The organism is Vibrio mimicus CAIM 602, from assembly GCF_000338875.1.
Classification (GTDB): domain Bacteria; phylum Pseudomonadota; class Gammaproteobacteria; order Enterobacterales; family Vibrionaceae; genus Vibrio; species Vibrio mimicus.
Genome location: NZ_AOMO01000077.1, coordinates 25,841 through 51,801 on the forward strand (window position 1 = coordinate 25,841; position 25,961 = coordinate 51,801).

The 25,961-nt window shown below is 47.1% G+C and carries 27 protein-coding genes and 1 pseudogene; 10 read left to right on the forward strand and 18 right to left on the reverse strand.

Annotated elements, in window-relative coordinates; translation table 11 throughout:
- Window positions 1-38 precede the first annotated feature (38 nt).
- From D908_RS02270 to D908_RS02220, 12 genes and pseudogenes are all read right to left on the reverse strand, one after another.
- Window positions 39-1,475, reverse strand: coding sequence for a sigma-54-dependent transcriptional regulator (locus D908_RS02270; RefSeq protein ID WP_005527124.1), 1,437 nt, complete (start codon window positions 1,473-1,475; stop codon window positions 39-41).
- 2 nt (window positions 1,476-1,477) lie between these two features.
- Window positions 1,478-2,533, reverse strand: coding sequence for a sensor histidine kinase (locus D908_RS02265; RefSeq protein ID WP_005527125.1), 1,056 nt, complete (start codon window positions 2,531-2,533; stop codon window positions 1,478-1,480).
- A gap of 112 nt (window positions 2,534-2,645) precedes the next feature.
- Window positions 2,646-4,108 (reverse strand): annotated as a pseudogene (locus tag D908_RS0119960) (sigma-54 dependent transcriptional regulator).
- A 232-nt stretch (window positions 4,109-4,340) separates the two neighbouring features.
- A complete protein-coding gene (gene fliS / locus D908_RS02260; RefSeq protein ID WP_001214989.1) occupies window positions 4,341-4,751 on the reverse strand; it encodes a flagellar export chaperone FliS in 411 nt (136 codons plus the stop codon).
- A 10-nt stretch (window positions 4,752-4,761) separates the two neighbouring features.
- Window positions 4,762-5,067 carry a flagellar protein FliT gene (gene fliT, locus D908_RS02255; protein ID WP_005527126.1) on the reverse strand — a complete coding sequence of 102 codons (306 nt, stop codon included), beginning with the start codon at window positions 5,065-5,067 and terminating at the stop codon, window positions 4,762-4,764.
- A gap of 1 nt (window position 5,068) precedes the next feature.
- Entirely contained in the window at window positions 5,069-7,069 is a 2,001-nt protein-coding gene (fliD, locus tag D908_RS02250) for a flagellar filament capping protein FliD (RefSeq protein WP_000052029.1), read from the reverse strand.
- Between the two features lie 21 nt (window positions 7,070-7,090).
- The gene (gene flaG / locus D908_RS02245; protein WP_000405327.1) at window positions 7,091-7,552 is read right to left on the reverse strand and encodes a flagellar protein FlaG; all 462 of its coding nucleotides are present in this window, start codon (window positions 7,550-7,552) and stop codon (window positions 7,091-7,093) included.
- A 73-nt stretch (window positions 7,553-7,625) separates the two neighbouring features.
- Window positions 7,626-8,756, reverse strand: a complete 1,131-nt coding sequence (gene flaB / locus D908_RS02240; RefSeq protein ID WP_000996994.1) for a flagellin B — start codon at window positions 8,754-8,756, stop codon at window positions 7,626-7,628.
- A 231-nt stretch (window positions 8,757-8,987) separates the two neighbouring features.
- A complete protein-coding gene (gene flaD / locus D908_RS02235) occupies window positions 8,988-10,121 on the reverse strand; it encodes a flagellin D (protein ID WP_000290368.1) in 1,134 nt (377 codons plus the stop codon).
- A 242-nt stretch (window positions 10,122-10,363) separates the two neighbouring features.
- On the reverse strand, window positions 10,364-11,500 hold the full coding sequence (locus D908_RS02230) for a flagellin (protein WP_005527127.1): 1,137 nt from the start codon (window positions 11,498-11,500) through the stop codon (window positions 10,364-10,366).
- 123 nt (window positions 11,501-11,623) lie between these two features.
- The gene (locus D908_RS02225) at window positions 11,624-12,532 is read right to left on the reverse strand and encodes a Dyp-type peroxidase (RefSeq protein ID WP_005527128.1); all 909 of its coding nucleotides are present in this window, start codon (window positions 12,530-12,532) and stop codon (window positions 11,624-11,626) included.
- 65 nt (window positions 12,533-12,597) lie between these two features.
- Window positions 12,598-13,062, reverse strand: coding sequence for a DUF2919 domain-containing protein (locus tag D908_RS02220; RefSeq protein ID WP_032467742.1), 465 nt, complete (start codon window positions 13,060-13,062; stop codon window positions 12,598-12,600).
- A gap of 142 nt (window positions 13,063-13,204) precedes the next feature.
- On the opposite strand from D908_RS02220, the gene D908_RS02215 reads away from it, so the two are divergent.
- The gene (locus D908_RS02215) at window positions 13,205-13,561 is read left to right on the forward strand and encodes a DUF2956 domain-containing protein (protein ID WP_000798561.1); all 357 of its coding nucleotides are present in this window, start codon (window positions 13,205-13,207) and stop codon (window positions 13,559-13,561) included.
- Between the two features lie 67 nt (window positions 13,562-13,628).
- Here the strand turns inward: D908_RS02215 and D908_RS02210 are convergent, their stop codons facing one another.
- Window positions 13,629-13,916 (reverse strand): winged helix-turn-helix domain-containing protein, encoded by a 288-nt coding sequence (locus D908_RS02210; RefSeq protein ID WP_000423627.1) that lies wholly within the window; start codon window positions 13,914-13,916, stop codon window positions 13,629-13,631.
- Between the two features lie 251 nt (window positions 13,917-14,167).
- Here D908_RS02210 and D908_RS02205 point away from each other — a divergent pair, with 251 nt between their 5' ends.
- From D908_RS02205 to D908_RS02190, 4 genes are read left to right on the forward strand one after another with little or no spacing between them, the layout of a single operon-like run.
- Window positions 14,168-14,515 (forward strand): ArsC family reductase, encoded by a 348-nt coding sequence (locus D908_RS02205; protein WP_000156586.1) that lies wholly within the window; start codon window positions 14,168-14,170, stop codon window positions 14,513-14,515.
- A gap of 31 nt (window positions 14,516-14,546) precedes the next feature.
- Entirely contained in the window at window positions 14,547-15,680 is a 1,134-nt protein-coding gene (dapE, locus tag D908_RS02200) for a succinyl-diaminopimelate desuccinylase (RefSeq protein WP_005527133.1), read from the forward strand.
- A 2-nt stretch (window positions 15,681-15,682) separates the two neighbouring features.
- Complete coding sequence (locus D908_RS02195; protein ID WP_000123369.1) at window positions 15,683-16,357, forward strand: M15 family metallopeptidase; 675 nt, start codon at window positions 15,683-15,685, stop codon at window positions 16,355-16,357.
- 1 nt (window position 16,358) lies between these two features.
- Window positions 16,359-16,571, forward strand: a complete 213-nt coding sequence (locus tag D908_RS02190; RefSeq protein ID WP_000404234.1) for a DUF2897 family protein — start codon at window positions 16,359-16,361, stop codon at window positions 16,569-16,571.
- A gap of 104 nt (window positions 16,572-16,675) precedes the next feature.
- Here D908_RS02190 and bamC read toward each other — a convergent pair whose 3' ends face one another.
- Both bamC and dapA read right to left on the reverse strand, forming a co-directional pair.
- Window positions 16,676-17,695 carry an outer membrane protein assembly factor BamC gene (gene bamC / locus D908_RS02185; protein ID WP_000672776.1) on the reverse strand — a complete coding sequence of 340 codons (1,020 nt, stop codon included), beginning with the start codon at window positions 17,693-17,695 and terminating at the stop codon, window positions 16,676-16,678.
- Between the two features lie 57 nt (window positions 17,696-17,752).
- A complete protein-coding gene (dapA, locus tag D908_RS02180; RefSeq protein WP_000491220.1) occupies window positions 17,753-18,631 on the reverse strand; it encodes a 4-hydroxy-tetrahydrodipicolinate synthase in 879 nt (292 codons plus the stop codon).
- A gap of 276 nt (window positions 18,632-18,907) precedes the next feature.
- Between dapA and D908_RS02175 the strand changes: the two genes are divergently transcribed.
- Both D908_RS02175 and bcp read left to right on the forward strand, forming a co-directional pair.
- Window positions 18,908-19,450 carry a glycine cleavage system transcriptional repressor gene (locus D908_RS02175; RefSeq protein WP_000191988.1) on the forward strand — a complete coding sequence of 181 codons (543 nt, stop codon included), beginning with the start codon at window positions 18,908-18,910 and terminating at the stop codon, window positions 19,448-19,450.
- 14 nt (window positions 19,451-19,464) lie between these two features.
- Window positions 19,465-19,932, forward strand: coding sequence for a thioredoxin-dependent thiol peroxidase (bcp, locus tag D908_RS02170; protein ID WP_001094794.1), 468 nt, complete (start codon window positions 19,465-19,467; stop codon window positions 19,930-19,932).
- Between the two features lie 97 nt (window positions 19,933-20,029).
- Here bcp and D908_RS02165 read toward each other — a convergent pair whose 3' ends face one another.
- From D908_RS02165 to D908_RS02155, 3 genes are all read right to left on the reverse strand, one after another.
- Window positions 20,030-21,901, reverse strand: a complete 1,872-nt coding sequence (locus D908_RS02165) for a methyl-accepting chemotaxis protein (RefSeq protein ID WP_005527136.1) — start codon at window positions 21,899-21,901, stop codon at window positions 20,030-20,032.
- Between the two features lie 178 nt (window positions 21,902-22,079).
- Window positions 22,080-23,150, reverse strand: a complete 1,071-nt coding sequence (locus D908_RS02160) for an AI-2E family transporter (RefSeq protein ID WP_000462618.1) — start codon at window positions 23,148-23,150, stop codon at window positions 22,080-22,082.
- Entirely contained in the window at window positions 23,143-23,379 is a 237-nt protein-coding gene (locus D908_RS02155; RefSeq protein ID WP_000433301.1) for a sulfurtransferase TusA family protein, read from the reverse strand. Before D908_RS02155 ends, D908_RS02160 begins: the two co-directional genes overlap by 8 nt.
- 183 nt (window positions 23,380-23,562) lie before the next feature.
- Between D908_RS02155 and bepA the strand changes: the two genes are divergently transcribed.
- From bepA to wrbA, 3 genes are read left to right on the forward strand one after another with little or no spacing between them, the layout of a single operon-like run.
- Entirely contained in the window at window positions 23,563-25,017 is a 1,455-nt protein-coding gene (gene bepA / locus D908_RS02150; RefSeq protein ID WP_032467744.1) for a beta-barrel assembly-enhancing protease, read from the forward strand.
- Between the two features lie 23 nt (window positions 25,018-25,040).
- Entirely contained in the window at window positions 25,041-25,391 is a 351-nt protein-coding gene (gene arsC / locus D908_RS02145; RefSeq protein ID WP_005527138.1) for an arsenate reductase (glutaredoxin), read from the forward strand.
- Entirely contained in the window at window positions 25,388-25,954 is a 567-nt protein-coding gene (gene wrbA, locus D908_RS02140; protein ID WP_000623688.1) for an NAD(P)H:quinone oxidoreductase, read from the forward strand. Before arsC ends, wrbA begins: the two co-directional genes overlap by 4 nt.
- Window positions 25,955-25,961: the final 7 nt, after the last annotated feature.

Consider the following 25,961-nt stretch of genomic DNA (forward strand, 5'->3'; position numbering starts at 1 on the left):
TGTTCCTAACTCTAAAGAGCAATTTATATGCCATGCCCTCATCCGGGAATATCAATTCCTGCATCACGCATTTTGGCGAGTTTATAACGCAGAGTACGAGGGCTGATGCCAAGCTTTTCCGCCATCTCTTTACGGCGTCCCTGACATTCAGCCAAAGTATCAAGAATGATAGCAAACTCTTGGTCACGCAGTTCGCCCCCCAATCCCGAGCTTTGTGAGCTGGAGTTTGGCACTCCTGCAGCTTGTGCTAAAGATTTGAAAGGCTCTGGTTCTGCAATCGGCTTGATTTGCGGAGCCGCAACTGACTCCCCTTCTACCGCTTGCTGCAAGCTGCTGGCATCATGCCAATCGACACCTTCGAGCAGAATGTGATCACTCTGGATATGGCCATTTTCACTTAAAATCAGCGCACGCTGTACCACGTTGTCCAGTTCACGTACGTTGCCCGGCCATGGGTAATTCAGCAGTTTAGCGACGGCACTTGGTGCAATACTTGTCACTGGTAAGCCTAATTTCTTGCAGTTACGTTCGATAAGGTGATTGGCGAGTGGCTCAATATCATCCTTACGTTCACACAGCGCAGGCCACGTTAGTGGGAACACATTCAGACGGTAGTAAAGGTCTTCACGGAAATTCCCGGCTTGGACATACTGTTTCAAGTCACGGTTACTGGTCGCGAGCACACGAACATCAAGCTTGATACTTTTACGGCTCCCCAAACGCTCCACTTCGCGTTCTTGCAATACACGCAACAGCTTAGCTTGCAGGTTCAAATCCATTTCGCTGATCTCATCAAGCAAAATGGTGCCGCCTTGTGCCTGTTCGAACTTACCGGGGCAGGCTTGCACCGCACCAGTAAAGGCACCTTTTTCGTAACCAAAGAGGGTTGCTTCCAACATGTTGTCTGGAATCGCCGCACAGTTTATCGCGATAAACGGGCCATCTTTACGTGGTGAGGCATTATGAATGTAGCGAGACATCACTTCTTTACCAGAACCACTTGGCCCCAAAATCATCACGTTGGCATCGGTTTTCGCCACTTTGTCAGCCAATGCGAGAAGCTTAAGGCTCTTGGCATCCGCGACCACCGCATCACCATTGTCATCCGATTTAACCGGAGCATAGCGACTAACCATGTTGAGCAGAACTTCTGGAGCAAATGGCTTAGCCATGTAATCAATAGCGCCGTCTTTCATTGCCGATACGGCGTCTTGAATGTTGGCGTAGGCAGTCATCAGCAATACTGGCATATTTGGCCAATGCTGTTTAATGCTGCGCAATAGCGCCAGGCCACCCATCCCCGCCATTTGCACATCGGAGACCACAATATCGACACTGTTCGATTTGAGTTTCAGCAGTGCTTCTTCCGCGCAATCGGCTTCCAGCCACTCATAACCCGCTAAGGCTAAGGTGTCGATCAATGCTTCGCGAAGACCTTCATCATCTTCTACGATTAAGACTTTGCTTTGAGCCATCTTCACTCTCCAGTCTCTGAGTTTGAGCTATCTGCCTGACGTTCTAGGGGAATGCACATGGTGAAACAAGCGCCCTCTCCCTCTTGGGATATCAGTTCCAATCGCCCACCGTGGGCACGACAAACCATTTGTACTACCGCTAAACCAAGGCCAGTCCCTTGTGAGCGAGTAGTGAAAAAAGGTTCCATAATCTTGTGTTGCAACGACTCTGGCACACCTGGGCCATTATCTTGCACCGAAATTTTGAGTTCGCCATTCACAGGGCGGAAAAACACATCAATTTGTGAGCCTTTGCCAGCAATTTGTACTGCGTTCATCACTAAGTTACTAAGAGCAGAGGCTAACGCGTTGGCATTGCCAAGTAGCATGGTCTCTTCACTTTCCACTTCTTGGCCATAGTCAATCTGGCTATTTTTCAGCGCGGTTTCGACCATTGGTATGAATTCAGTGGCCAAATCACCAATTGAAAATGGCGCGACGACTTTATTATCGCCCCCTTTGGCGAAGAGCAGCATATCGTTGACCTGTTTTTCTAAATCATGCAACCGATCAACGAGCTTGCTTTGAAAGCGATCACGAGTCGCAGGCGGCAGATTGGGCGCAGCAAGATTGGCGGCATACAGCATGGCACTGGAAAGTGGCGTGCGGACTTGGTGTGCTAATGAGGCAACCATTCGGCCTAATGAGGAAAGACGCTGTAAATCACTGATCCGCGACTGCAATAAACGCGTTTCGGTTAAATCGGTGATGAGGATAAGCTGCCCCGTGGCTGAAGCTGAAATCGCCAACCGCACTTTGCGACCATTACGTAGAGAGATTTCGTGACCATCATCTTCGCGGGGTGCAAAAGCAATTTGGATTACGCTGTACCATTTCTCCCCCACCAACGGCACGTCGAGCAAACGCTGCGCCTCTGGGTTGGCTTCACGAACTATGCCTTGGGTATCAAGCAAAATGACCCCAGCTGGCATCACGTCCAGCACCTGTTTATAGCGCTCAACTTGATCTTCTAACGAGTCTAAATGGGAATGCTGCTCTTGCACTGCGCTGCTCATCATCCACTCTCTGTTTTTAAATGCAACAATGGCTTGACACGCAAAAGTCATGCCAAGCCATTTTCTTTTAAAATCAAAAAGTTAAGTCATGCCAATATATTGACTATGGTCTTTACTAACGTTGCATGTTGTATTTGCGCATTTTCTCAACCAAGGTAGTGCGACGCATGCCCAGCATATCCGCCGCTCGGGCGACAACACCACCTTGAGCTTCCAACGCTTGGTTGATTAAATTGACTTCCAGATCTGCCAACAACTCTTTGAGGTTAACCCCTTCCGGCGGCAGAGCTTGTGGTGCATCGATGTCCGAAAACTCATGCTGCTCTTCAAAGTTGAAATCTTCTGCAAAAATGCCTTCTAAAACATCGCGTTCTTGCTCTTCAACCGAACTAAAGCGGCTTGGTTCTGGCTGGAATTCTGGAATATCGCTGTAACGATATTTAGTTGGCAGATGGTTTACATCCACCAGACTATTTGGATACAGGATGACCATACGCTCAACCAAGTTGGCTAATTCACGCACATTACCCGGCCAATCGTGTTCCATCATTGAATTGATTGCACGTGGTGTGAAGCAGATAGGTTGCGCACCTTCTGCTTCCATACGTGTCATCAATTCTTGCAGTAGCAAAGGAATATCGTCTATGCGAGCACGCAGTGCTGGCATCTCAATCGGGAACACGTTTAAACGGTAATAAAGATCTTCGCGGAACTTCTGCTCTTCGATCATCTCTTCCAGATTACGGTGCGTCGCCGCAATGACACGTACATTGGCTTTGATAGTGCTATTGCCACCCACACGTTCAAAGCAACGCTCTTGCAGCACTCGCAGCAGTTTGACCTGCATGCTCATCGGCATATCACCGATTTCATCTAAAAACAGTGTGCCACCATCAGCCAGTTCAAAACGACCTTTACGAGAGGTGATCGCCCCGGTAAAAGCCCCTTTTTCGTGACCAAACAGCTCACTTTCCAGCAATTCAGCAGGAATCGCACCGCAGTTGATTGGAACAAAAGGGCCATTGCGACGCCCTGAGTGGTAGTGAATGTTGCGTGCCACCACTTCTTTACCCGTACCAGATTCCCCCAAGATCAGCACATTCGCTTCAGTGCTTGAAACTTGTTCAATCAGGTGACGGACTTCCTGAATTCCTATGCTCTGCCCAACAAGGCTACGAAATAGGGTATTTTTACGTGCGGTTGCGAGAACTTGAAAACCTTTACGTCCGAGGAATTCTTTACAGTGGCGTAAAGCATCACTCAATTGTGGGTAATTGAGTGGAAAATCTAATTCACCAACGTAATTGGGAAATTCTTCTAAAGAAAATGGCTGTTTATTCGCATGAGTAGCGGAATATGGTTTGCCTTGGTCAAAGATTGAATTAATTCTTGAGAAAGCGTTTGACCACGCAATGAACCTAAAATACACCCCGCCCACACTGCAGACCAATTAACTTGGGCAATCTGAGTAGACTCAATGACCTCACACTGCTCTCCTACAAATTCTAAAATGACGCTGAGATTGAGCCGGATCGCGGCATCGTCCTCAATCACAAGTAGTTTCGCTAAACTCTGCATAGGTGAGATTATTTGCCTTTATTATAAGAAGTTGTGGTTGCACCGTTTGAACATCATTTTCAGGTGATTCATTTTTGTTATAGAACCTGAATAAACGATAGACAATTTGTGGAAATCAGCAACAAAAAAAGCCACTTGGCTAGTAAGTGGCTTCTATTCTATTAAAATCAGCAAATAAGGCAACCAAGCATTTGCTGGGTGTGATATCTGTTAAAAGTTTCCACAGCGGAAATCAGATACCCACTTCTGCCGCCGTCAGATTATGGAATTCCGGTGGAATTTGATCCCAGGCGGATTTTATTTCGCGAATAATATCAATCACGTCATCCAAAAGCTGTGGATCATTTTTATGGTTCGCTTGGGTAATTTGGTTAACCATAAAGTCGTACAGCTGATCGAGATTCTTGGCGATGTCACCACCATCTTCCATCGATAAGCAGCTACGCAGGCTGATGATGATGTCTAACGCTTTACCTAAACGCTCACCTTTCACAGGAATGTTGCCTTGCTGCATAGCAGCCTTTCCTTGAATAAGGCGTTCAATGGCTCCAGCCATTAACATCTGGACGATTTTATGCGGTGAGGCCGCGCTTAGCTGGCTATCCACTGATACTTTTTTGTAAGCCTGTAAAGAACCACGCATAGTCTTCCTCTTATAAAAACTTTTTGTATTGTTGAAGCGATTTATTTCCGTGGCGATATTTATGAAGCGTTTTTCCAATCGCCGCCGTTTTTAACTGCATCTGCTCAACAAGTTGTTGGGTGTTACCAATCGCCTCGCGCCACGATTCTGACTGAGCCAGTTCGGGATGCTCGGCTAAATAGCCTAATAAGCTATGCAATAGCTGTTCCCTGTTATCGACCAACTGCAAAATATCTTCAGCATGACTGTCATCTTCGGTAAGAAGAGTTGCGATTTGTTGATCGAGATCACTCAAACGTTGCAGTTCTGCTTCCACATTAGCCACCTAATGCGTTCATCATGCCAGCAAGCTGAGATTGCATTTTGCTGGTCGCATCTTGCATGGCACTGAATTTAGAGTGGGTACGCTTTTCCAAGCTCTCCATACGACGATCCAAGGCACGTTGATCATCATCCAGTCGATAGGTTTGCTCATTTAAGCTCTTTTCACGTGTCCGAATTGAACCGGTAACACCTGTCATGCTCGCAATGGCATCTTCGACTCGTTTAGCGAAGCCCTGATTACCGCCAAAAAAATCACCCAACTTGGTGAAGTTGTTATTCAGTTGGCGGTTGAGCATATCATAGTTGATTTCTAGCGTCCCTTGTCGGGTTGTCGTGATACCAAACTCAGTGAGCGATTTTAAGTTGTCTGGCGCTTGATCAATACTAGATGAAAAGACGGTTTTTAAGCGTGAATCTGCGCTACGAACAATACTGTCTCCCGCCAGAGGGCCAGCCTGTCCAGTGCGGGGATCTACACCTGCCAGCTCTTTGCTGGTTTGGAAAAACTGGTTGTAAGCCGCGACAAACTGCTCAATGTCGGTACGCACGCGATCGCGATCGTACTCAATACCAATTTCTGCTGGCGTTTGGTTGCGTTCGGTTTTCCCTTTCAGGGTTAAGTTCACACCATCAATTGCATTTTCAATGATGTTGTTATTGCTAGATAAGGTTGCGACGCCATCCAACACAACCATAGAATCTTGCGCCGACTGCACTTCCGTCATGCCGCCGTAACCATCAAACGCACTTTGTGCAGCATTCAATGCTGCTTGGGCTTTTTCTACTTGCTCAATGTAGGCTCGTTCTTCAGGACTCAGCTTAGCTCGTGCTTGAGCTTTGGCTTCCTCTGGCGTCATTTTTCCGCTGCGAATCGCAGCTTCAATATCAGCCTTTTCTTGAGCCAGTTTTTGCTCCAGCTTTTGCTGTGCTTCCTTGGGAGTTACGTAAGAATCGAGCAGCGTGCCAGATGCGGTATTGCTCCAACCGGGTACATCAGACGCTTTCTCGCTGCCTTTCGCATCAAGCTCTTCTTCGGGTTCCCAATAGGAATCAAGCAAGGTTCCTGAAGCAGTTTCACTCCAGCCGGGGATTCTGTCTTCTGGTTTGATGTATTTTTTGGCTTCGCTTGCCGCACTCGCGGCTGCTTTCACGGCACTGTCAGTTAACTCACCGGCATTCGCGGTCTCTCCCACTGCCCCTTGTGCATGCTGGGCGGCGGTACGAATTTCTTGCGCGACTTCTTGATCGACTAAGCGTGCGGCATCGCCGATTTTCTCAGCAACTTTCGCGGCGACTTTCTGCTGCTCAGCGGTGAGTGGAGTGATCAATTGTTGTGCTTGGGCGCGTGCTTTTTCTAAATCACGAACCCGCTGTTCTAATGTTTTGTATTCAAGCTGTTTGAGTGGGTTGCCAGGCTCTGCTTGGGCAGACATTTTTACACTGTTGTCTTTACCCGACACATTGGAGGCAACAATCAGCCGCGGCCCTTCGACATCGTTAATGATGGATGCTCGAACACCCGGGTTGGATTTTTCACCGTTAATACCACGGACAATATCAACGAGTTTTGAATTGGCTTGCACATCCAGGGTAAAACTCTTGTCCCCCAGCGAAATTTGCAGCTTGCCCGGGCCAAACTTTGCCTCTTTGTCTAACACTTCAGAGGCAATTTTATGACTTTGAGCAAGCTGCAACACATCGACGGAGTAGTTGCCAGCAATAGCTTCCGTGGTGGCAGTCGCGGAGACAACCTTTTCATCACTGGTGTCGACTTTGCGCACAGCAAAAGCCTTCTCCTGACGAAACTGGGTCATCAGATTTTTCATCGTATCCAGCGACTCTCTGAGTCGACCATAGGCACTGATACTGGTATCAATGTTGGTGCGCTCATTGTCAATGCGTTGCTGCTTTGGTACGCGCTCCGCACTGACAATTTTGCTGACCATGCCATTGATGTCAAAGCCAGTATTCATCCCCATCGGGCCTAAACTCATTCAATCACCTCAAAAACCGTTTTACACCTTCGCCATCAGCAAACCGGATCGATGATCCTGTTCACGGGCGAGGCGGCGCAATACTTCAAGCATCTCTTCCTCGGGGATCTGACGAATGATATCACCCGTCGAAGCTTCATAGATGGTAACCACCTCACGCCCGGATTCTTGATCCAATCTGAAAGACAGGCCTTTGTTGATGGATTTCACGAACTCGTTCATTTGATCCACCATTTTGGCAAGTTGCTCCTCGTTGAGACGCTGGCGCTGTTTAGCTTGCTCCATTGCAGTCTCAACCGATTCTTGCTGCCTTGCCCTGACCTGCTCAGAAAAGTGTTCAGATAATTTATCTGCACGCGAAACCGAGCGACTGTTATCCCCTGAAAGCGAAACGCTTTTTGCATTATCGTTTTCCGAAGCAATTTTAATGCCACTTTGTGAGCCGTAAGGCTGGATGTTCGATGCGTAGGATGGTATTTCCATAACAATCTCCCTTCCACCTTATAAGTAACGTTTAAACCACAAGTTACTTACTAGCTCGATACCGCTCAAAGGGTTACCCCAATAAGCTCAGAGCTGCAGATGGTGACTGCTTCGCTTGCGCCAGCACGGAGGTACTCGCTTGCTGCAAAATCTGCGCTTTAGTCATCGCCGTGGTTTCACGAGCATAATCAGTATCACGGATGCGACTGCGAGACGCGTTCACGTTCTCATTGACGTTATCCAAGTTACTGATCGCATGACCAAAGCGGTTCTGGAATGCACCCAATGAAGCGCGTTGGCTATCCACCGCCTTCAAAGCACCATCCAGTACCGATACTGCTTCTTGCGAACCTGCGACGGTTGAAACGTCGACATCCGCGACTGTCACATCACGGCCAGCTTCAAAACCGATTTCACCGCCTAGTCCACCACCGATGGTGACATCACCATCAACACGTTGTGATGAAGCAAACAGTTGCAGTTTTCCGCCTTCACCAACCGACGCTTTAACGTCTTCGGTTTGACCGTTGATGTAGGTCGCAAGCTCTTCTAAATCGTCACCTTGTTTGGCATTAATGGTCACCGCTTGTGCATTACCCTGTTTATCAGTGTAGTTCAGGGTAAGATCGGTTGCAGCGCCTACGCGCCAGTCTGCGGTTTTCCCGTCTTGAGCACGATAACTTTTACCGCCCATGGCTTGCGTATCAGAGCGCATGTTGCCCATAGAGAGCATCACCGCTTCACCTGAATCGGCACCAATCTGGAACGATTTATTACCAAATGAACCGTTGAGCAGCTTGTTACCACCGAATGAGGTGGTTTCTGCAATACGATTCAGCTCGTCATTAAGGGCGGACACTTCTTCCTGAATCGCTTTGCGTTCAGAAGAAGAGTTCGAACCGTTAGAGGATTGCAATGCAAGATCGCGCATCCTTTGGAGGATGTTGGTCGTTTCGTTCATCGCCCCTTCAGCAGTTTGGGCGATAGAAATACCATCGTTGGCGTTTTTCACCGCCATGTCCAAACCACGACTTTGCGATGTCAAACGGTTAGATATTTGCAGACCAGCGGCATCGTCTCGGGCACTGTTGATTTTGTAGCCGGACGACAAACGCTCCATCGATTTCTGCATACCATCAGCAGCGCCATTTAAATAGCGCTGTGCGGTCATGGCAGACACGTTCGTGTTTACATTAATTGCCATATTGATCTCCTTAGGCGGATAAGTTGGTAAACCTCGGTGTCTCTCACCTCACGTCGGTTTACCTCATTTCTCTCGTATCCTGTAACGGCGAGAAATAAATATCCTTTAGAGAAATTTGTGGCTTTTTTTTGAAAAAAGAAAATCCCCTCCACTTTCGTGAAGTTAAACACTGATTCATGAAACCAAATGCAAAAAAAATCCAGCCGAAGCTGGATTTTTTCGGAGTGGGGATTAACCCAACAGGCTGAGTGCCGCGTTTGGCGCTTGTTTCGCCTGAGCCAAGATTGAACTTGACGCTTGAGACAGGATTTGCGATTTGGTAAGAGCGGTTGTCTCTTTCGCGAAATCGGTGTCTTTGATACGGCTCTTAGAAGCATTAACGTTTTCGTTAATGTTATCCAAGTTGCTGATTGCATGGTTGAAACGGTTCTGGAATGCACCCAGTTCAGCACGGTGACTATCTACATATTTCAGTGCAGAGTCGATAACCGCTACAGATTGTTGTGCGCCACCTACTGAAGTCACGTCGATAGTATCAACGGTTTCAGCGGTACCCGCTTGCATGTTCAGTGCACCAGCCAGACCACCGGAGAAAGCGACATCGCCTGTTACTTTGTTGTTACCAGCAAAGATTTGCAGTTGACCTTTCTCGTTAACAGACGCTTTCACCATGTCTGTTTGGCCGTTGATGTAAGTCGCTACTTCTTCGATGTCATCGCCTTCTTTTGCGTTAACAGTGATGGTTTGATCGTTGCCATCAATATCTTTCAACGTGAAGGTGATATCGTTCGCGCCAGCTTCCACTTTCCAGTTTTTGTCTTTACCTTCTGTCGCAACGTAGCTGGTACCACCCATCATGCGGTTATCACTACGCATATCTTTCAGGCTTAACATTACCGCTTCACCGTTGTCTGCACCGATTTGGAACGACTTGGTTGAGAAGGTACCGTTCAGTAGTTTGTTACCACCGAATGACGTTGTTTCAGCAACACGGTTCAGCTCATCGTTCAGTGCGGTGATCTCTTCTTGGATCGCTACACGCTCAGATTTGGAGTTCGAGCCGTTCGCAGATTGCAGTGACAAGTCACGCATACGTTGCAGAATGTTGGTTGTTTCATTCATCGCACCTTCTGCGGTTTGAGCAATTGAAATACCATCATTCGCGTTGCGTACTGCCACATCCAGACCGCGGCTTTGTACATTCAAGCGGTTAGAAATTTGTAGGCCGGCAGCATCATCTTTAGCGCTGTTAATTTTAAAGCCTGAAGATAGACGCTCCATTGAAGTTTGTTGTGCGTTAGTTGCACCGTTCAAGTAACGTTGAGCTGTCATTGCTGCTACGTTGGTATTTACATTTACTGCCATGGTGATTTCTCCAATTGATTTTCCGATGTATCCGGTTTCCGACGTCTCGGAAAACCAAAGTAGTTCTCTCAAAGTTACCTTTTATAACGGCGCGGTTTTTAAATCCTTTAGGGAAAATTTTCGATTTTTTAATAAAAAAGTTTGTTTGGCGATAAATTAGGCATCAAACACATAAAATGAACAAAATTTGCACTTTGACGCTCAAGGTTTCAAAAACGCGGACGATAAAGTCAGCTTGATCTTTAGTTACGCAACAAAAAGAGAACAAATTTTGGCTGTCGTTTAGCTTGTGCCAGCACTGAAGTGCTCACTTGCTGCAAGATTTGCTGCTTGATCATTTGAGTGGTTTCTTTCGCGTAATCCGCATCTTTAATTCGACTGTTGGATGCCGCTAAGTTTTCATGCACATTATCTAGGTTGCTGATCGCGTGGTGGAAACGGTTTTGTAGTGCCCCAAGTTCCGAGCGATGTCCATCAACATATTTCAGCGCCGTATCAATCACCGAGACAGCGCGTTGCGCGCCACCTGCACTGCTGATATCTAAATTATCGACCGCTTCATACCCCAATAAATTGAGCTGTAATTCGTTCGCTAAGCTTCCACTGAATGACAAAGTTCCTGCAGTTTCTTTACCCGCAATATAGAGCTGTAACTGCCCCTTTTCATTAACGGAGGCAGACACTTTATCGGTTTGGCCATTGATGTAAGTGGCCAACTCCTCAATATCATCGCCTTCTTTAGCTTGGAGCTGAATGTTTTCATTCTCTCCGAGTGCATTGACGTAGCTGATATTGAGTTGCTGTTTGCCTTTAGCGACTTGCCATTTCTTATCTGCCATCGCAGCGGCTACATAGCTAAAACCGCCCATATCCAAACTATCCGAACGCATATTACGCAGTGAAAGCTGCACCGCTTCACCACTGCTGGCTCCGATTTGGAAACTGGCTTTTTCAAAATGACCATTGAGCAATTTTCGCCCAGCAAAAGAGGTGGTTTCGGCGATTCGATTCAATTCATCGTTTAAAGCCGCCATTTCCTCTTGTAATGCAGTTCTTTCGGCTGAACTATTTGAGCCATTCGCCGATTGCAAAGAGAGATCGCGCATGCGTTGCAACAGTTGTGTGGTTTCCTGCATCGCCCCTTCTGCGGTCTGCATAATCGAAATGCCATCGTTGGCATTGCGTACAGCAATGCTCAGGCCACGCATTTGCGTTTCCAAACGATTGGAGATCTGCAGCCCGGCTGCATCATCCTTAGCGCTGTTAATGCGGTTGCCAGAAGAAAGGCGCTCCAGAGATTGGCTTAGCATCTCGGAAGCAGAATTGAGATGTCGCTGTGCTACCAGCGCTGACACATTGGTGTTTACCGTCATGGCCATGGCTGCTGCACTCCTTACACTATTGCTTACTTGTTCTTTTATCGGTGTGAAGTGCTTTTTCTTTAATCAAAAAACCGAGCACTGGGCTCGGCTTTAAGATGCAAAATATGCAACCGTGTTGCATTACTGATTCTTTAGCGCCAGCTCTTGCAGCATCGCTTGGGATGGCGCAAAGAAATATGCACCAGTCACTGCTTTGGTAAAGCGCAGCAATTGGTCAGTTTTACCATCGGTTACGCCGTACATGCTTTCCAACATAGTTTTGAAATTATGCAGCGTATGGCAGTAAGCAATAAACAATAAGCCGTGATCCCCGCTCACACTGCCATAAGGCAGGCTGTGGCGAACAATCTTCAGCCCTTTGCCTTCTTCTTTAATATCTACGCGGCCAACATGCGAAGCCGCAGGGACGTTGTCTAACTCGACCGAATCAGGCTTGGTGCGGCCAATCACTTTCTCTTGCGCCGCCAAATTGAGTCGGTTCCACGCAGGTAGGTTATGCACGAAACGTTGCACCATCACATAACTGCCACCCGCAAATTCGCCATCGGCTACCAAAGCCACTTCCGCACGTTTCTCTGCTTTCGGGTTTTCAGTACCGTCGATAAAACCAGTCATGTCACGCGCATCTAAGTAACGGAAACCGTAGGTTTCATCCACCACTTCAATATCTTCAGCGATATCACTGATCCCTTTACGCAGGGCATAAAACAGCAAATCATGACGCGTAGAGTGGCAATGGATCAGCACATCAACATCTGTACTTGGAGCATGAGCATCCCCTTCCCCTAATTCAGGGAAGTCGATTAACTCAGGAGGAAGAGCCATATCAAGCTGCTCCCAAAAACCTTTGCTGAAAGCCAATGACAGAGTCAGCTCTGCACCCGGTTGGTTTTGGTTAATTTCTTCAATTAATGCGGGTAAAGCCTTCAGCGCTTGCAAAACATTGGCGTGGTTCTGGCGAACTTTAATCAGTGTGTACAGGGCAAACGGGCCAGCTTCCGGCAAGATTGCGGTCTGTGACTTAAACATAATGAGTCCTCACTTTTAGGTTTTGCTCAGTGTAATAAAAAGTAAAATCTCGACGTTGATGGCGATCATGCCTTATCCAACACCGGTGTTTGTAAACTGTCTTGCACATGGCGGCTCTGCACAAGATAAATGCCAAACCACAGCAGCAAGACTAACGTCAAAGCATTAGCCCAGTGAAATGCGCCATGTTGCAAGTAAACATGAAAAGCGGTTTGAACAAACTGACCGATTACGATCAGCGAGGTTATTGCGCGCCCTTGAGCCACGATTCGGTTAACCCACATTCGCTGGTGATTACGTAAAGTAATTAACCACATCAGGCCAAGAATAGGCACACTCATCGCAAGTCCCACATACAATAATGAATGGTCTGGATAGATTAAAGAGAGTAAGCGTGATCCATGTTCACGACTGACTCCTGCCATCACAAACATCACCCAAGCGCGGATCAAAAACAGCCATCCTAGCCATAGCCATATCGGCGCTTTTAAAAATCCTTGACTATCATACTGTTCTATCGAATAACGCACGGAATTCTACCGACAAAGCACGGGCTTTCCACTCTAGCGGAAATCATCCAAATGACCACTGCTAATTCTTGCCAAACGCCATTTTTTACCTACGGCTCACATGCTAGTCTTAGCCCACCAGCGTTATTAACTCGAGCAGATAATGAAAAATAGTACGCCTATTCCTTCCGAGCAAACTCAACAAGAAGCCCTTAAAATCACCAGAGCCACTCAGCGCCCAGGACAAACCAAAGAGCAGACCAAACTTATTGCACAAGGTATCGAAAAGGGTATTGCACTCTACAAGAAGCAGCAAAAAGAGAAGCACAGACAGGCGGATAAGCTGCGTAAGAAAGCATTAAAAGCCAAGCTATCATCCACAGATGAAATTCATGATAGTGAAGAATACACACCAGAACTGATGGATGTCCCACAAACCAACCAAGCTAAAATCGCATGGGCATTATTGGTGATCAGTTGGGTGGGTTTTATCGCTTACTGGCTATGGCAGAACAGTTAATAAGAGAAAGCCAATCACATTGATTGATGGGTTTGTGATGATAAGAAAAAAGCCAGCAACGCTGGCTTTAAGCACAAAATCCTAGGCTTGCCGCAATGTCTTTCTTGCGTTCAGTGACCCATTGACTGTCAAACGGCCCCCAATCAGAGAGTTGGTAATAGCCATCGTTATGTCTGCGACCATCTTGCACGAAACTCAACTCAATCCCGATACCCGGCATTGCTTTGATGACATCTTGAATGGTTCGACGAGGCCAGCCCGTCTTTTCAATCAGTTTAGGGACATTTGGTCGCTCAAGGCTTTCCACTAACAGAGCTAAATACAAGCGCCTTGCAAATACAGGACTCAATTCCATTGATACCTCCTAAAGTGTGCTGTGCTCATTATTTCCGTTTTACCGTGCCATGTGTTGCGTTTGATCAATAACTTGCCAATCGATTTCTCTTGAAGGGTTATTTTTTCTTTGCGTGAAATATCTACATCACACTTTTGTCTCGGCTTGACCTTCCTGTTAGGATTGAACGCACAATAATCAAGGTTGCGCCGAGCTAAGCTTTGCCAAGCAACCCATTCAGCATTTGAATTAGGACGAAAGTAAGGATAAGCATGACTATCACTCTGTATGGCATTCCCAACTGTGACACGATAAAGAAAGCGCGTAAGTGGTTGGAGCAAGAGGGTATTTCATACCAGTTTCACGACTACCGCAAAGATGGCATCACACCAGAGCTCGTCACTGGATTTTGTGATCAATTAGGCTGGGAACAAGTGCTCAACAAACGCGGAACGACTTTCCGCCAGCTCAGTGATGAGCAAAAAGCAGCTTTGAATGCCGACAATGCCGTGGCATTGTTAGTTGCACAGCCGGCGATGATCAAACGCCCGATTTTACAACGTCAAGATGAGCTTCACCTTGGCTTTAGCGATGCGCAGTACCGCGCTCTTTTTTCTTAAGCTCTTTTCTCTTAATACAAGGATTTCAAGGATGACAGATAGCCCAGTACTGGCTCTGGCAAAAGATCTCATTAGCCGCCAATCCGTCACACCTGCAGATGCAGGATGTCAGGATCTGATGATTGCGCGTTTAAAAGCGCTTGGGTTTGAAATTGAAAGCATGGTGTTTGAAGACACCACCAACTTTTGGGCTCGCCGCGGCACACAATCTCCTCTATTTGTCTTTGCTGGCCATACCGATGTCGTGCCCGCAGGCCCTCTTGCTCAGTGGCATACCCCGCCGTTTGAACCAACAGTCATTGATGACTTCTTACATGGACGCGGTGCAGCGGACATGAAAGGCTCATTGGCTTGTATGATTGTGGCGGTTGAGCGTTTTATCGCTGAAAACCCGAATCATCAAGGTTCGATTGGCTTTTTGATCACATCGGATGAAGAAGGTCCTTTCATCAACGGCACAGTGCGTGTAGTGGAAACTCTGATGGCACGTAATGAGATGATCGATATGTGCATCGTGGGTGAGCCATCCAGTACCTTAGCTGTAGGTGATGTAGTGAAAAATGGCCGTCGTGGCTCCATCACGGGTGATTTAAAGGTGAAAGGAACTCAAGGCCATGTGGCTTATCCGCATCTAGCCAACAACCCAGTGCACAAAGCTCTACCGGCCTTAGCTGAGCTGGCGGCCACTCAGTGGGATGAAGGCAACCCTTATTTCCCACCAACCAGTTTTCAAATCCCGAACTTACAAGCCGGTACTGGCGCTTCTAACGTGATCCCGGGTGAATTTGATGTGCAGTTTAACTTCCGTTTTAGCACAGAACTGACTGATGAAGAGATCAAACGCCGCGTACATTCAGTGCTGGATGCTCACGGATTGGATTACGACCTGAAATGGACACTCAGCGGTCAACCATTCCTGACCGACGCTGGTGAACTGCTCGCCGCTGTCGTTGCTGCGGTTGAAGAGGTGAATCATCAAGCCCCTGCACTACTGACTACGGGTGGAACGTCCGATGGCCGCTTTATCGCACAAATGGGCGCTCAAGTGGTGGAACTCGGCCCGGTCAATGCGACGATCCATAAGGTCAATGAGTGCGTGCGGATCACTGATTTGGAAAAATTAACCGATATGTACCAAAAAACCTTAAACCATCTTCTAGGCTAACTATGACGGCAGAGCAGCTGACAGGGCAGACCGACACACATTTGGTGTCGGTTCTCATAGGACAAAAAGCGTTTCAAGTTCATCCGCAAGTGAGTGCTGATCTCTTAGCCCTCAAACAAGCGGCGCATAATGCTGGGTTTAATCTGTGTATTGCGAGCGGTTTTCGCTCTTTTGAACGTCAACTTGCAATCTGGAATCTGAAAATGTCAGGCCAGAAACCGATACTGGATGAACAAAGCCAACCATTGGATGCAGCAACGCTGAGTGAAGCAGAAAAAGTGCTAGCGATTTTGCGTTGGTCAGCATTACCGGGCGCGAGCCGTCACCATTGGGGAACCGATTTTGACGTCTACGATCGAGATGCTCTGCCTGAAAATACCGATTTGCTGCTTGAACCTTGGGAATACCTGAGTGGCCATCAAAGCAAGTTCTATCAATGGTTAAACGCTCATCTTGCTGAGTTTGGCTTCTTCCTGCCCTACCAGCACGGGCAAGGGATTGGTTTTGAACCTTGGCACATCAGCCATAGACAAACTGCTCAGCAATGCTTAAGTGCACTCACTGAGCCATTACTGAACCAGCAACTCTCAGCAGCAGCCATTGAAGGTAAAACGGCAATCCAAACGATGTTGCCGGAAATTTATCAGCGCTTCATCACTAACATTTGTGAGGTATAACATGGAGATACTATTTAACCCTTGGGTCATCTCTCTGATTGTCGTCGCTGTCATTGTCGGTAATATCGCGGCGCTGAAATACACGGCCAATATGAAATTTGGACAGATGGATAAGAAGAGCGAACTGGATCGATTGAATGAACTCGACCAACAGCGCAATCCTCCGTCTAGAGATACTTCCAAACAGCCGACCGAACCCGAAGACAAGCCATAGTCACTGATGAAGTTCAAAAAAGAAGGGATGCAGTTGCATCCCTTCTTTTTTTACTGTGCTATTCGTTTTGAAATGAGGACATCATCAAATCGCCCCCTTTCACATTACTTCTTATCTACTACCGCGGAAAGTACAGGAACCATTTCTTTAAGCAGTGCTTCGTTAACAGGTTTTCCTGAAGAGTCAGTCACGTTAATCGAAGTACGGTTACCTAAGTCACCAAACAAGAAGGTGTAAGTACCCGATTTAAGCTCAATCGGTTTAACGCCAATGCCTTGCCAGAATTCATCATCTGGTGATGCGTACTTCGCTTTTACCGTACCTTGTGATTGGTTACGTTCTTCAATGGTAAAGCCCATTTTCGGCAGTAAATCTGGTAAACGCGGCCAAAGCACATCGTAAGATGTTCGAGCAATAATTACCGGGAAACCACTGCGGTCAGCACCCATAGTGATCGGAATTTGTTTCACAAGCTCTTGAGCACGACGAGCCGCTTCTTCACGCACATCCGCATCATAACGCGTCGTTACCAAATTCGTCATGAAGGCGTTATAGCGCTCTTTATTGGTGGTGGTTACCGTTTGAACTTGACCATTTTCACGCCAACCGACCAACGAGATTTTGAAACCGTAACGGTTGTTACTTTCCACCATCGACATTAAGTAGCGGCTACCAATGGTGACATCTTCATCTTCTGAAACCCAATCTACCCAGTCCGTTTCAACGACAGAATCGCTTTGCTTGCGCAGCGGGATATTACGCTCGGCAATCATTTTTAATGCTGTATCCCACACCTTTTTCGCTTCATCTTGACGCAGCATCCATAAGGTCACTTCGCCATTTTGACGTTCTGCGCGGGCACCAGGGATCAATTCCAGCACTTGCTGCGGCGGGCGAATATCAACCACGCTGCCAACACCACCGTGGAATTCACCTTGCGGGATATCATAGTTAGGATAAAACTGCGGGGTTGCCCCTTGCGGCAATACCCAAGGCTTTAATTCTGTGGTTTCGAGGTAGTCGAAATCGTTTTTGGCTTGGCGTCGCTGCGTTGGACTGCTGGAGCAAGCACTTAAAACCAAAACAGCCAGTGAACCGAGAACTAGCTGGCGAGAAAACTTCATTGAAACTCCTAAAAATTGCCGGGGTAATGATACCCCGGCATTGTAATGGATAGCGCCTTAATAAATACAGGCTTCAGACAGTGCTTGGGCAACGATTGGGCGAGCTTGTTCCGAAAGTTGGGTCAAAGGTAGACGCAGATCACCATTTGCGATCAGCCCCATCTTGTGCGCTGCCCACTTAACTGGAATAGGGCTTGATTCGATAAACAGGTTCTTATGCAGAGTCATCAAACGTTGGTTGATGATTTCTGCTTCTTCAAACTTCCCAGCCAAAGCCAAGTGCATCATCTTCGCCATATCAGCTGCAGCGATATTGTTGGTCACGGAAATCACGCCTTCTCCACCGAGCTTCACAAACTCAAGGCCAGTAGCATCATCACCACTGAGCAGAACAAAACCGTCTTTACACATTTCACGGTGTTTAGCGACACGGCTTAAATCACCCGTCGCATCTTTCAGAGCCACGATGTTTTTGATTTCAGAAAGGCGAGCCACCGTTTCAGGACGCATATCTACCGCAGTACGTCCTGGTACGTTGTACAAAATCACCGGAATATCGGTTTCTTGTGCAATCGCGTTGTAGTGTAGGAACAACCCTTCTTGAGTCGGTTTGTTGTAGTAAGGCGTAACACTCAGGTAACCCGAAATGCCAGTATTATTGAGCAGGCGGCTGAATGTGACAGCTTCGTGAGTCGCATTGGCTCCTGTCCCCGCAATAATAGGCAGACGACCTTCAGCAAATTCCACCGTTTTCGCTACTACCTTAACGTGTTCTTCGACTGTTAGCGTGGCAGATTCGCCCGTAGTGCCGACCGAAACAATCGCATCGGTACCTGCATCAACGTGGAAATCAACCAGCTTTTTAAGGCTGACGTAATCAACCTCGCCGTCTGGAGTAAATGGGGTAATTAACGCAACGATACTTCCTGAAAACATGTCTATCTCCCTAATCTGATACTCTCAGCATGGTAATGCATGGCGCTAAAAAAAGACAAGCGGAGAAATAGGCTTAAATCGCCATGCGGATGAATATTGATAAGATGCCCTCATTAAAACGGCATCTGGGCATATCGCCTTTATACACCTCGCTTCTCGACAGGTGTCAAACGCCTGTCATTTTCAGTGTGGTAGCACGGAAAAACGCACTTGGTCACGGTTTTTCTATACTTTAACTGTGTTAACATGCCCGAAAATCATCTCAAAAGTGACAGTATGACTCAGCATCTTGTGATCACCGCCGTGGGTACCGATAGACCCGGCATTTGTAATGAAGTGGTTCGACTGGTTACCCAAGCTGGTTGCAATATCATCGATAGCCGTATCGCTTTGTTTGGAAAAGAATTTACTCTATTGATGTTAATTTCAGGCTCTCCGAGCAACATCACGCGTGTCGAAACAACGCTACCTTTGCTTGGTCAGCAACATGATCTGATCACCATGATGAAACGTACTTCACCTCATGATCATCAAAATCATGCTTATACCGTTGAAGTGTACGTCGAGTCTGACGACAAAATGGGACTGACTGAGAAATTCACCCAGTTCTTCGCTGAACGCCAAATCGGTATGGCATCACTGAGCGCGCAAACCATCAGTAAAGACAAGCTGCAGAGTGAACAAGATCAGTTCCATATCGCGATCAGTGCGCGTGTGGATTCTGGTTGTAACCTGATGCAGTTGCAGGAAGAGTTTGATGCTCTGTGTGAAAAACTTGATGTTCAAGGTTCACTTAACTTTATAAAAAACAGTCAGTAATCAAAGGGATCACTATGAACACTCTTACTGCTGGAACTCCAGCCCCTACCTTTTCTTTGCCCGATCAAGATGGCAATCCAGTAACGCTTGCTGATTTTGCAGGCAAAAAAGTGCTGCTCTACTTTTACCCTAAAGCCATGACTCCCGGCTGCACAGTACAAGCGCAAGGTCTACGTGACATTCAAGCCGAATTACAAGCGCACAATGTCGTAGTTCTTGGAGTAAGCATTGATCCGGTGAAGCGACTAGGGAAATTTATCGAGCGTGATAACCTCAATTTCTCTCTGTTGTCTGATGAAGACCACCAAGTGGCTGAACAATTTGGTGTATGGGGTGAGAAAAAGTTCATGGGCAAAGTTTTCGATGGCTTACATCGCATTAGCTTTTTGATTAATGAACAAGGTGTGATTGAGCAGGTTTTCGATAAGTTTAAAACCACCAACCACCATGAAGTGGTTCTTAACTACCTCAACAATAAATAGAGAGTAGTGCCCTTTACATAAGGCTTTCATGCCTACGCGATATAGATTAAAGAAAAAGGCCAGTCGATGACTGGCCTTTTTCTTTGGTACATAACGATTAGACAATAAACTTATTCAGCAAACTGTCTTGCTCACGAACGTTCTCCGTTTGCACTTCCATCGCGATGCTTGCCCCTGCCGCAGCATCTGCCACTTGCGTCGACAGATCTTTAATCTTCACCGTATTGGAGTTGATCTCTTCCGCCACCAAGCTCTGCTCTTCAGCAGCAGAAGCAATTTGCATGTTCATATCGCTGATCCGCTGAATCGCACCACGGATACGCTGCAATGATTCATCTGCCAGCTTGGCTTTGACGACTGCTTCATCCGCCGTGTGTTGGCTCTCTTTCATCGCCACCGAAACCGCATTCGCACCAGATTGTAGCTGTTCAATCATGCTTCGGATTTCTGTAGTGGATTGCTGAGTACGTTGCGCCAAAGTACGAACTTCATCAGCAACTACAGCAAAGCCTCGACCAGACTCTCCTGCACGTGCAGCTTCAATCGCAGCATTCAGTGCCAATAGGTTAGTTTGGTCAGCAATATCGTTGATCACTTTTAAGATGGTTTCGATGTTGCCTGTCGCGATTTCCAGCCCTTTCACCTCTTCAACGGCTTGTTCGATACGTGCTGAAAGCGCATCAATCGAGCGAGTGGTATCACTCACGACCTTGCTGCCATCCATTGAAGCTTCACCCGCTTCATGGGCTGCCGCGGCAGCACCTTGAGCATTGTTGGCCACTTCTGTCGCCGTTACCGCCATTTCATGCATCGCCGTTGCAAGTTGCTCTAGCTCTTGTAACTGTTGAGTCACTGCTCGAGCCGATTCTTGAGCACCCATCACCGTTTGTTCTGTACCATGCATGATTTCAGAACCAATTGCCTTGAGTTGCTGAATCTGCCCCTGCAAAGTCTGGGTAAAGGTGTTAAATCCACTAGCCAGTTCCGCAAATTCTTTATCCGTATTGGTATCAAGACGTTTGGTTAAGTCACCTTGGCCTGAAGCCACATCCTGAATAGCACGGTTTAGTACCCCAAGTGGCTTCATCAACATTCTGATGAGTAAACCAAGCCCTATCACACTGAGTAGGACACCAATTAAGGTATAAACGATGGAGCTATTACGCAGTTCAGCCAGCGTAGCAAAAGCGATCGATTCATCAATCACTGCACCGATGTACCATTTTTCTTCTGGTACAAGCGTGAAGTTAACAATGTAGGTTTTGCCATCGTGCTCGATGGATTGAGTTCCTTGCTGAATTTTAACGCCCGGTAAATAACGATTGAGCGGCTCACCATTCAGATCTGATTTCGGGTGAGCGATGGTGGTGCCATCTTCAGTCACAATAAACAGATAGCCCGCATCAAACAGATTAATTGAGTTCACTAAGTCCGCTAACGCCGTTAACTCCACATCAAAGAAGATTGCACCTTCAAATTTGCTTTGAGCCACAAGCGGTGTACCAATTGAAATAATGGTGTTTTTGGTTGTGGCATCAACATAAGGTTCGGTGACGACCAGCTTTCTTTGTTGTTTGGCATCTATGTACCATGGGCGCGTGCGTGGATCGTAATCCGCTTCAACTTCCCAAGTATCATCGTTTTCAACAACAGCACCATCATTCTCGTAACCCACACCCACAGCAATATAGCTTTGTTTCAGTTTCGGGGTTTCTAAAACTTGGCGAACGTATTCACGATTATCGGGATCAAGAGCTAATACCTCAGTGGTGGTTTGAGCGAGTGCTTTCTTACTGCTCAAATCCGCTTCAATGGTATTTTTTACCCCTGCCACCATCTCTTTTAAGCTGGTATTGACGAAGGACTCAACTTGGCTGCGAACTGTCGTCTGTTGCTGAAAGGAGAGCAGAGAAATAACAACCAACAGCAGCAAAGAGGACGCTGCCACAATTTTATGACTAAATTTCATACCAACTCCGATGTATACCGCACTCTTTATTGCGGCGAAATATGCGACACATTAACTATATCGTCCATGAGGAGTATAACCTTTAGCTTTTATTTACAATTAGATGAGTAACGCAAAGTTAAAAAAGCCTCACAGATGTGAGGCTTAAATAAGAATAAAGGTTAACCGTAGGGATGGTTTAAATACTCGCTTCAGGCTCATCTTCTAAGCTAGGCAAGGCTTTCCATACCGCTTTAACCAACGTTGCCAACGGAATAGCAAAGAACACGCCCCAAAATCCCCATAGCCCGCCGAAAACCAACACCGCAATAATAATTGCAACCGGATGCAAGTTAACCGCTTCAGAAAATAGGATTGGCACCAGCACGTTACCATCCAGAGCTTGAATGATGCCGTAAGCAATCAGCAAAGTATAAAACTGTGGCGTCAGCCCCCATTGGAAAAGTGCCACAATCGCCACGGGTACGGTTACCGCAGCCGCCCCAACATAGGGGATCAACACTGAAAGCCCAACAGCGACAGCCAGAAGTACCGAATAACGTAAATCTAAAATAGCGAAGGTGATATAACTCACCGTGCCTACGATGATGATTTCCAACACTTTGCCACGAATGTAGTTGGAGATTTGTTGGTTCATCTCTTCCCACACTTTTGTCGCAAGTTTACGGTTACGAGGCAAAACACCGCTCGCCATTCGCAGCATTTCTTGTTTATCTTTCAACAAGAAAAATACCAGCAATGGCACCAAGATTAGATATACACCTAAGGTTGCTAAACTCACCAGCGAAGCCAGCGAGCCTTTCACCACGGTTTCCCCCATTCCTAATACTTTGTTTTTCGCGTTACTGATCACCGATTCGACGATTTCTAAATGCGCAAGCTCGGGGTAACGCTCAGGCAAAGAAGTAATGAACTGTTGAGTACCGCTGTACATGTTCGGTACATCATTGATTAAGTTCCCCACCTGCTTCCAAATCGTTGGTACCAAACCAAATACCGCCAATATCATCAAGCCCGTAAACACAGTAATCACAATGACCACCGCGACAGTACGAGGAATTCGTAAACGGCGCAGTTGAGTAACAGGCCACTCGAGCAAATAAGCCAATACAATCGCTACCAGCAAAGGTGCAATCAAGTGCCCAAAGAAATAGATGGTGATAAAACCAAACAGTAAAATGGCGACCAAACTAGCTGCGTGCGGATCGGAGAAGCGTCGCTTATACCACCGACTGACCATTTCAAACATTAGACGAAGTCTCCTTACTAACCATGAGCGAACAATGATCGTGTTTTTGAGTACGCTGACAATCAAGTAGCTGCAGAGCCATATACTTTTCAATGTCACGTTGTGAGGCGGGATCGGCAATCAAAATGGTCAGCGACTCACCGGGAGACAGTGACGCTGTCGCCCGCTTAGCTAGCAACAAAGCCATCGGGCAACGTTGCTCACGCAAATCGAGAATAATCGGTTCCATTCTGCCGCTTAATCCTTAATATAGGTGGCACATTGTATCGGCTTTCAGTCAGGGTTACACCTATTGTGCGTAAGCAGGTGGCGGATTTTGACAGGAAATTCACTACAGCATGGCCGGATTGAGAAACCAATTGGAATCGGTTATGTCTTACTGGCAGATAAACTCGGAGTATTCGCAGCCATTATGAAATTCTTCCCGACACGTACCCTGTTGTGCTTATGCATTGCAGCTCAATGTCTCCCAGCCGTTGCACAAACTGAAACCATCGAATTGCCAGATATCGGCACGGTAGCGGGTTCAACCTTGACCATAGATCAAGAGCTAATTTACGGCGATGCCTACATGCGCATGCTGCGTAATAACCAACCGGTAATTAACGATCCTGTACTCAATGAGTACATCGATAATTTAGGTCATCGCTTGGTGGCCAATGCTAATGATGTCAAAACGCCTTTTACTTTCTTTTTGATCCGCGACCGTAATATCAACGCTTTTGCCTTCTTTGGCGGTTATGTCGCACTGCATTCAGGGCTGTTTCTGCACGCTCAAAGCGAAAGTGAATTAGCTTCGGTCATGGCGCATGAAATTGCCCATGTGACTCAACGTCATTTAGCACGCAGCATGGAAGAGCAAGCACGCCGCTCACCCGCGACGATTGCCGCACTTGCAGGTTCACTGTTACTAGCGATTGCCGCCCCCGAAGCAGGTATTGCTGCAATTAACGCGACCATGGCAGGCAGCATTCAAGGCCAAATCAACTACACACGTAGCAATGAAAAAGAAGCGGATCGCTTTGGTATCACCACTCTCGCCAAAGCCGGATTTGATGCGAACGCGATGCCACTGTTTTTTGGTCGTTTAGCCGATGAATATCGTTACGCAAGCAAGCCGCCCCCTATGCTGCTGACTCACCCATTACCGGAAGACCGCATTACCGATAGCCGTGAGCGAGCAAGGCAGTATCCGCCACTCAAGCTCGCACCGCACTTGGATTATCATTTGGCTCGCGCTCGAATCATCGCCCGCTATGCAGGAATTGATGCGGATGCGGCATTAGATTGGTTTGCGCGCACCGAGAAAAAAATCGATGCAACGCTGCTGCCTTCTATTCAATATGGCAAAGCTCTGGTCTATCTCGACCTGAAGCAGTTTGATAAAGCTGAACCACTACTTACTCAATTAGTGAAAGAGCAACCAGACAACCATTTTTATCTGGATGCCATCAGTGACTTGTATGTAGAAACCAAGCAAGCAGCTAAAGCGCAACGCTTGCTGGAAAATGCGTTAAAACAAACACCGAATAATTCCGTGTTAACCATCAACCACGCCAACGTACTGCTCAAACAAGATAAGTTCGCTGATGCAATCCGCGTTTTACAACGCTATACCCATGACAATCCGAATGACATTAACGGTTGGCAGCTGCTGGCTGAATCCAACAGTCGTTTAGGTAATAGCGCAGAAGATCTCGCGGCGCGCGGAGAAATCATGGCGCTGCAAGCCAACTGGAATAAAGCTATTCAGTTTTACACTCAAGCCAGCCAATTAGTTGAGCTAGGAAGCTTAGCTCAGGCACGTTACGATGCGCGAATTGATCAGTTGATGGTTCAACGCGAACGCTTTTTATCCCTCCAATAATAAAATCTGATTAAGGAGAATCTATGTCAGTCGTTATCTACCATAATCCAAAATGCTCAAAAAGCCGTGAAACCTTAGCGCTCCTAGAAAGCCAAGGGATCGCTCCTCAAGTCATCAAGTATTTAGAAGAGTCACCTTCGGTTGAAGAACTCAAACTCCTTTATCAACAGCTGGGGCTGTCGGATGTGCGCGCTATGATGCGCAGCAAAGACGACCTGTATAAAGAGCTGAATTTGGGTGATAGCCAACTCAGTGATGATGATCTTTTCGCAGCCATGGCTGAGCACCCCAAACTCATTGAACGCCCTATCGTGGTTTCTAATGGTCAAGCGCGTCATGGTCGCCCACCTGAGCAAGTACTTGAAATTCTATGATTTCCATTGTTGTACTTTATTACAGTCGTCACGGTAGCACTCAAGCGTTAGCTCGTCAGATTGCTCGTGGCATTGAATCCGTTGCGGGATGCCAAGCCTTACTGCGTACAGTTGCCGAAATTGATGGTAGCGAAGGCGCAAGTGATCCCTACCTCAGCTTGGAAGAATTAAAGCAGTGTGATGGATTGGCATTTGGTAGCCCTGTTTGGTTTGGCAACATGGCCGCACCGTTAAAACATTTTTGGGATCAAACGACCCCGCTATGGCTCAGTGGTGCACTGATTGATAAACCGGCTTGCGTATTTACTTCATCATCAACGCTGCATGGTGGGCAAGAAACCACTCAGCAAACTATGATGCTGCCTTTGCTGCATCACGGCATGTTGATTCTCGGTATTCCCTACTCAGAGCCAGCACTGCACACAACGCAATCCGGTGGAACACCTTATGGCGCAAGCCATGTTCACCAACAAAAAATGCTCTCTTCGGAAGAGGCAGAACTGGCTCGCCAGTTAGGAAAGCGCCTCGCCAACGTGGCCAAACAGTTAAAGGAATCCGTATGACCACATC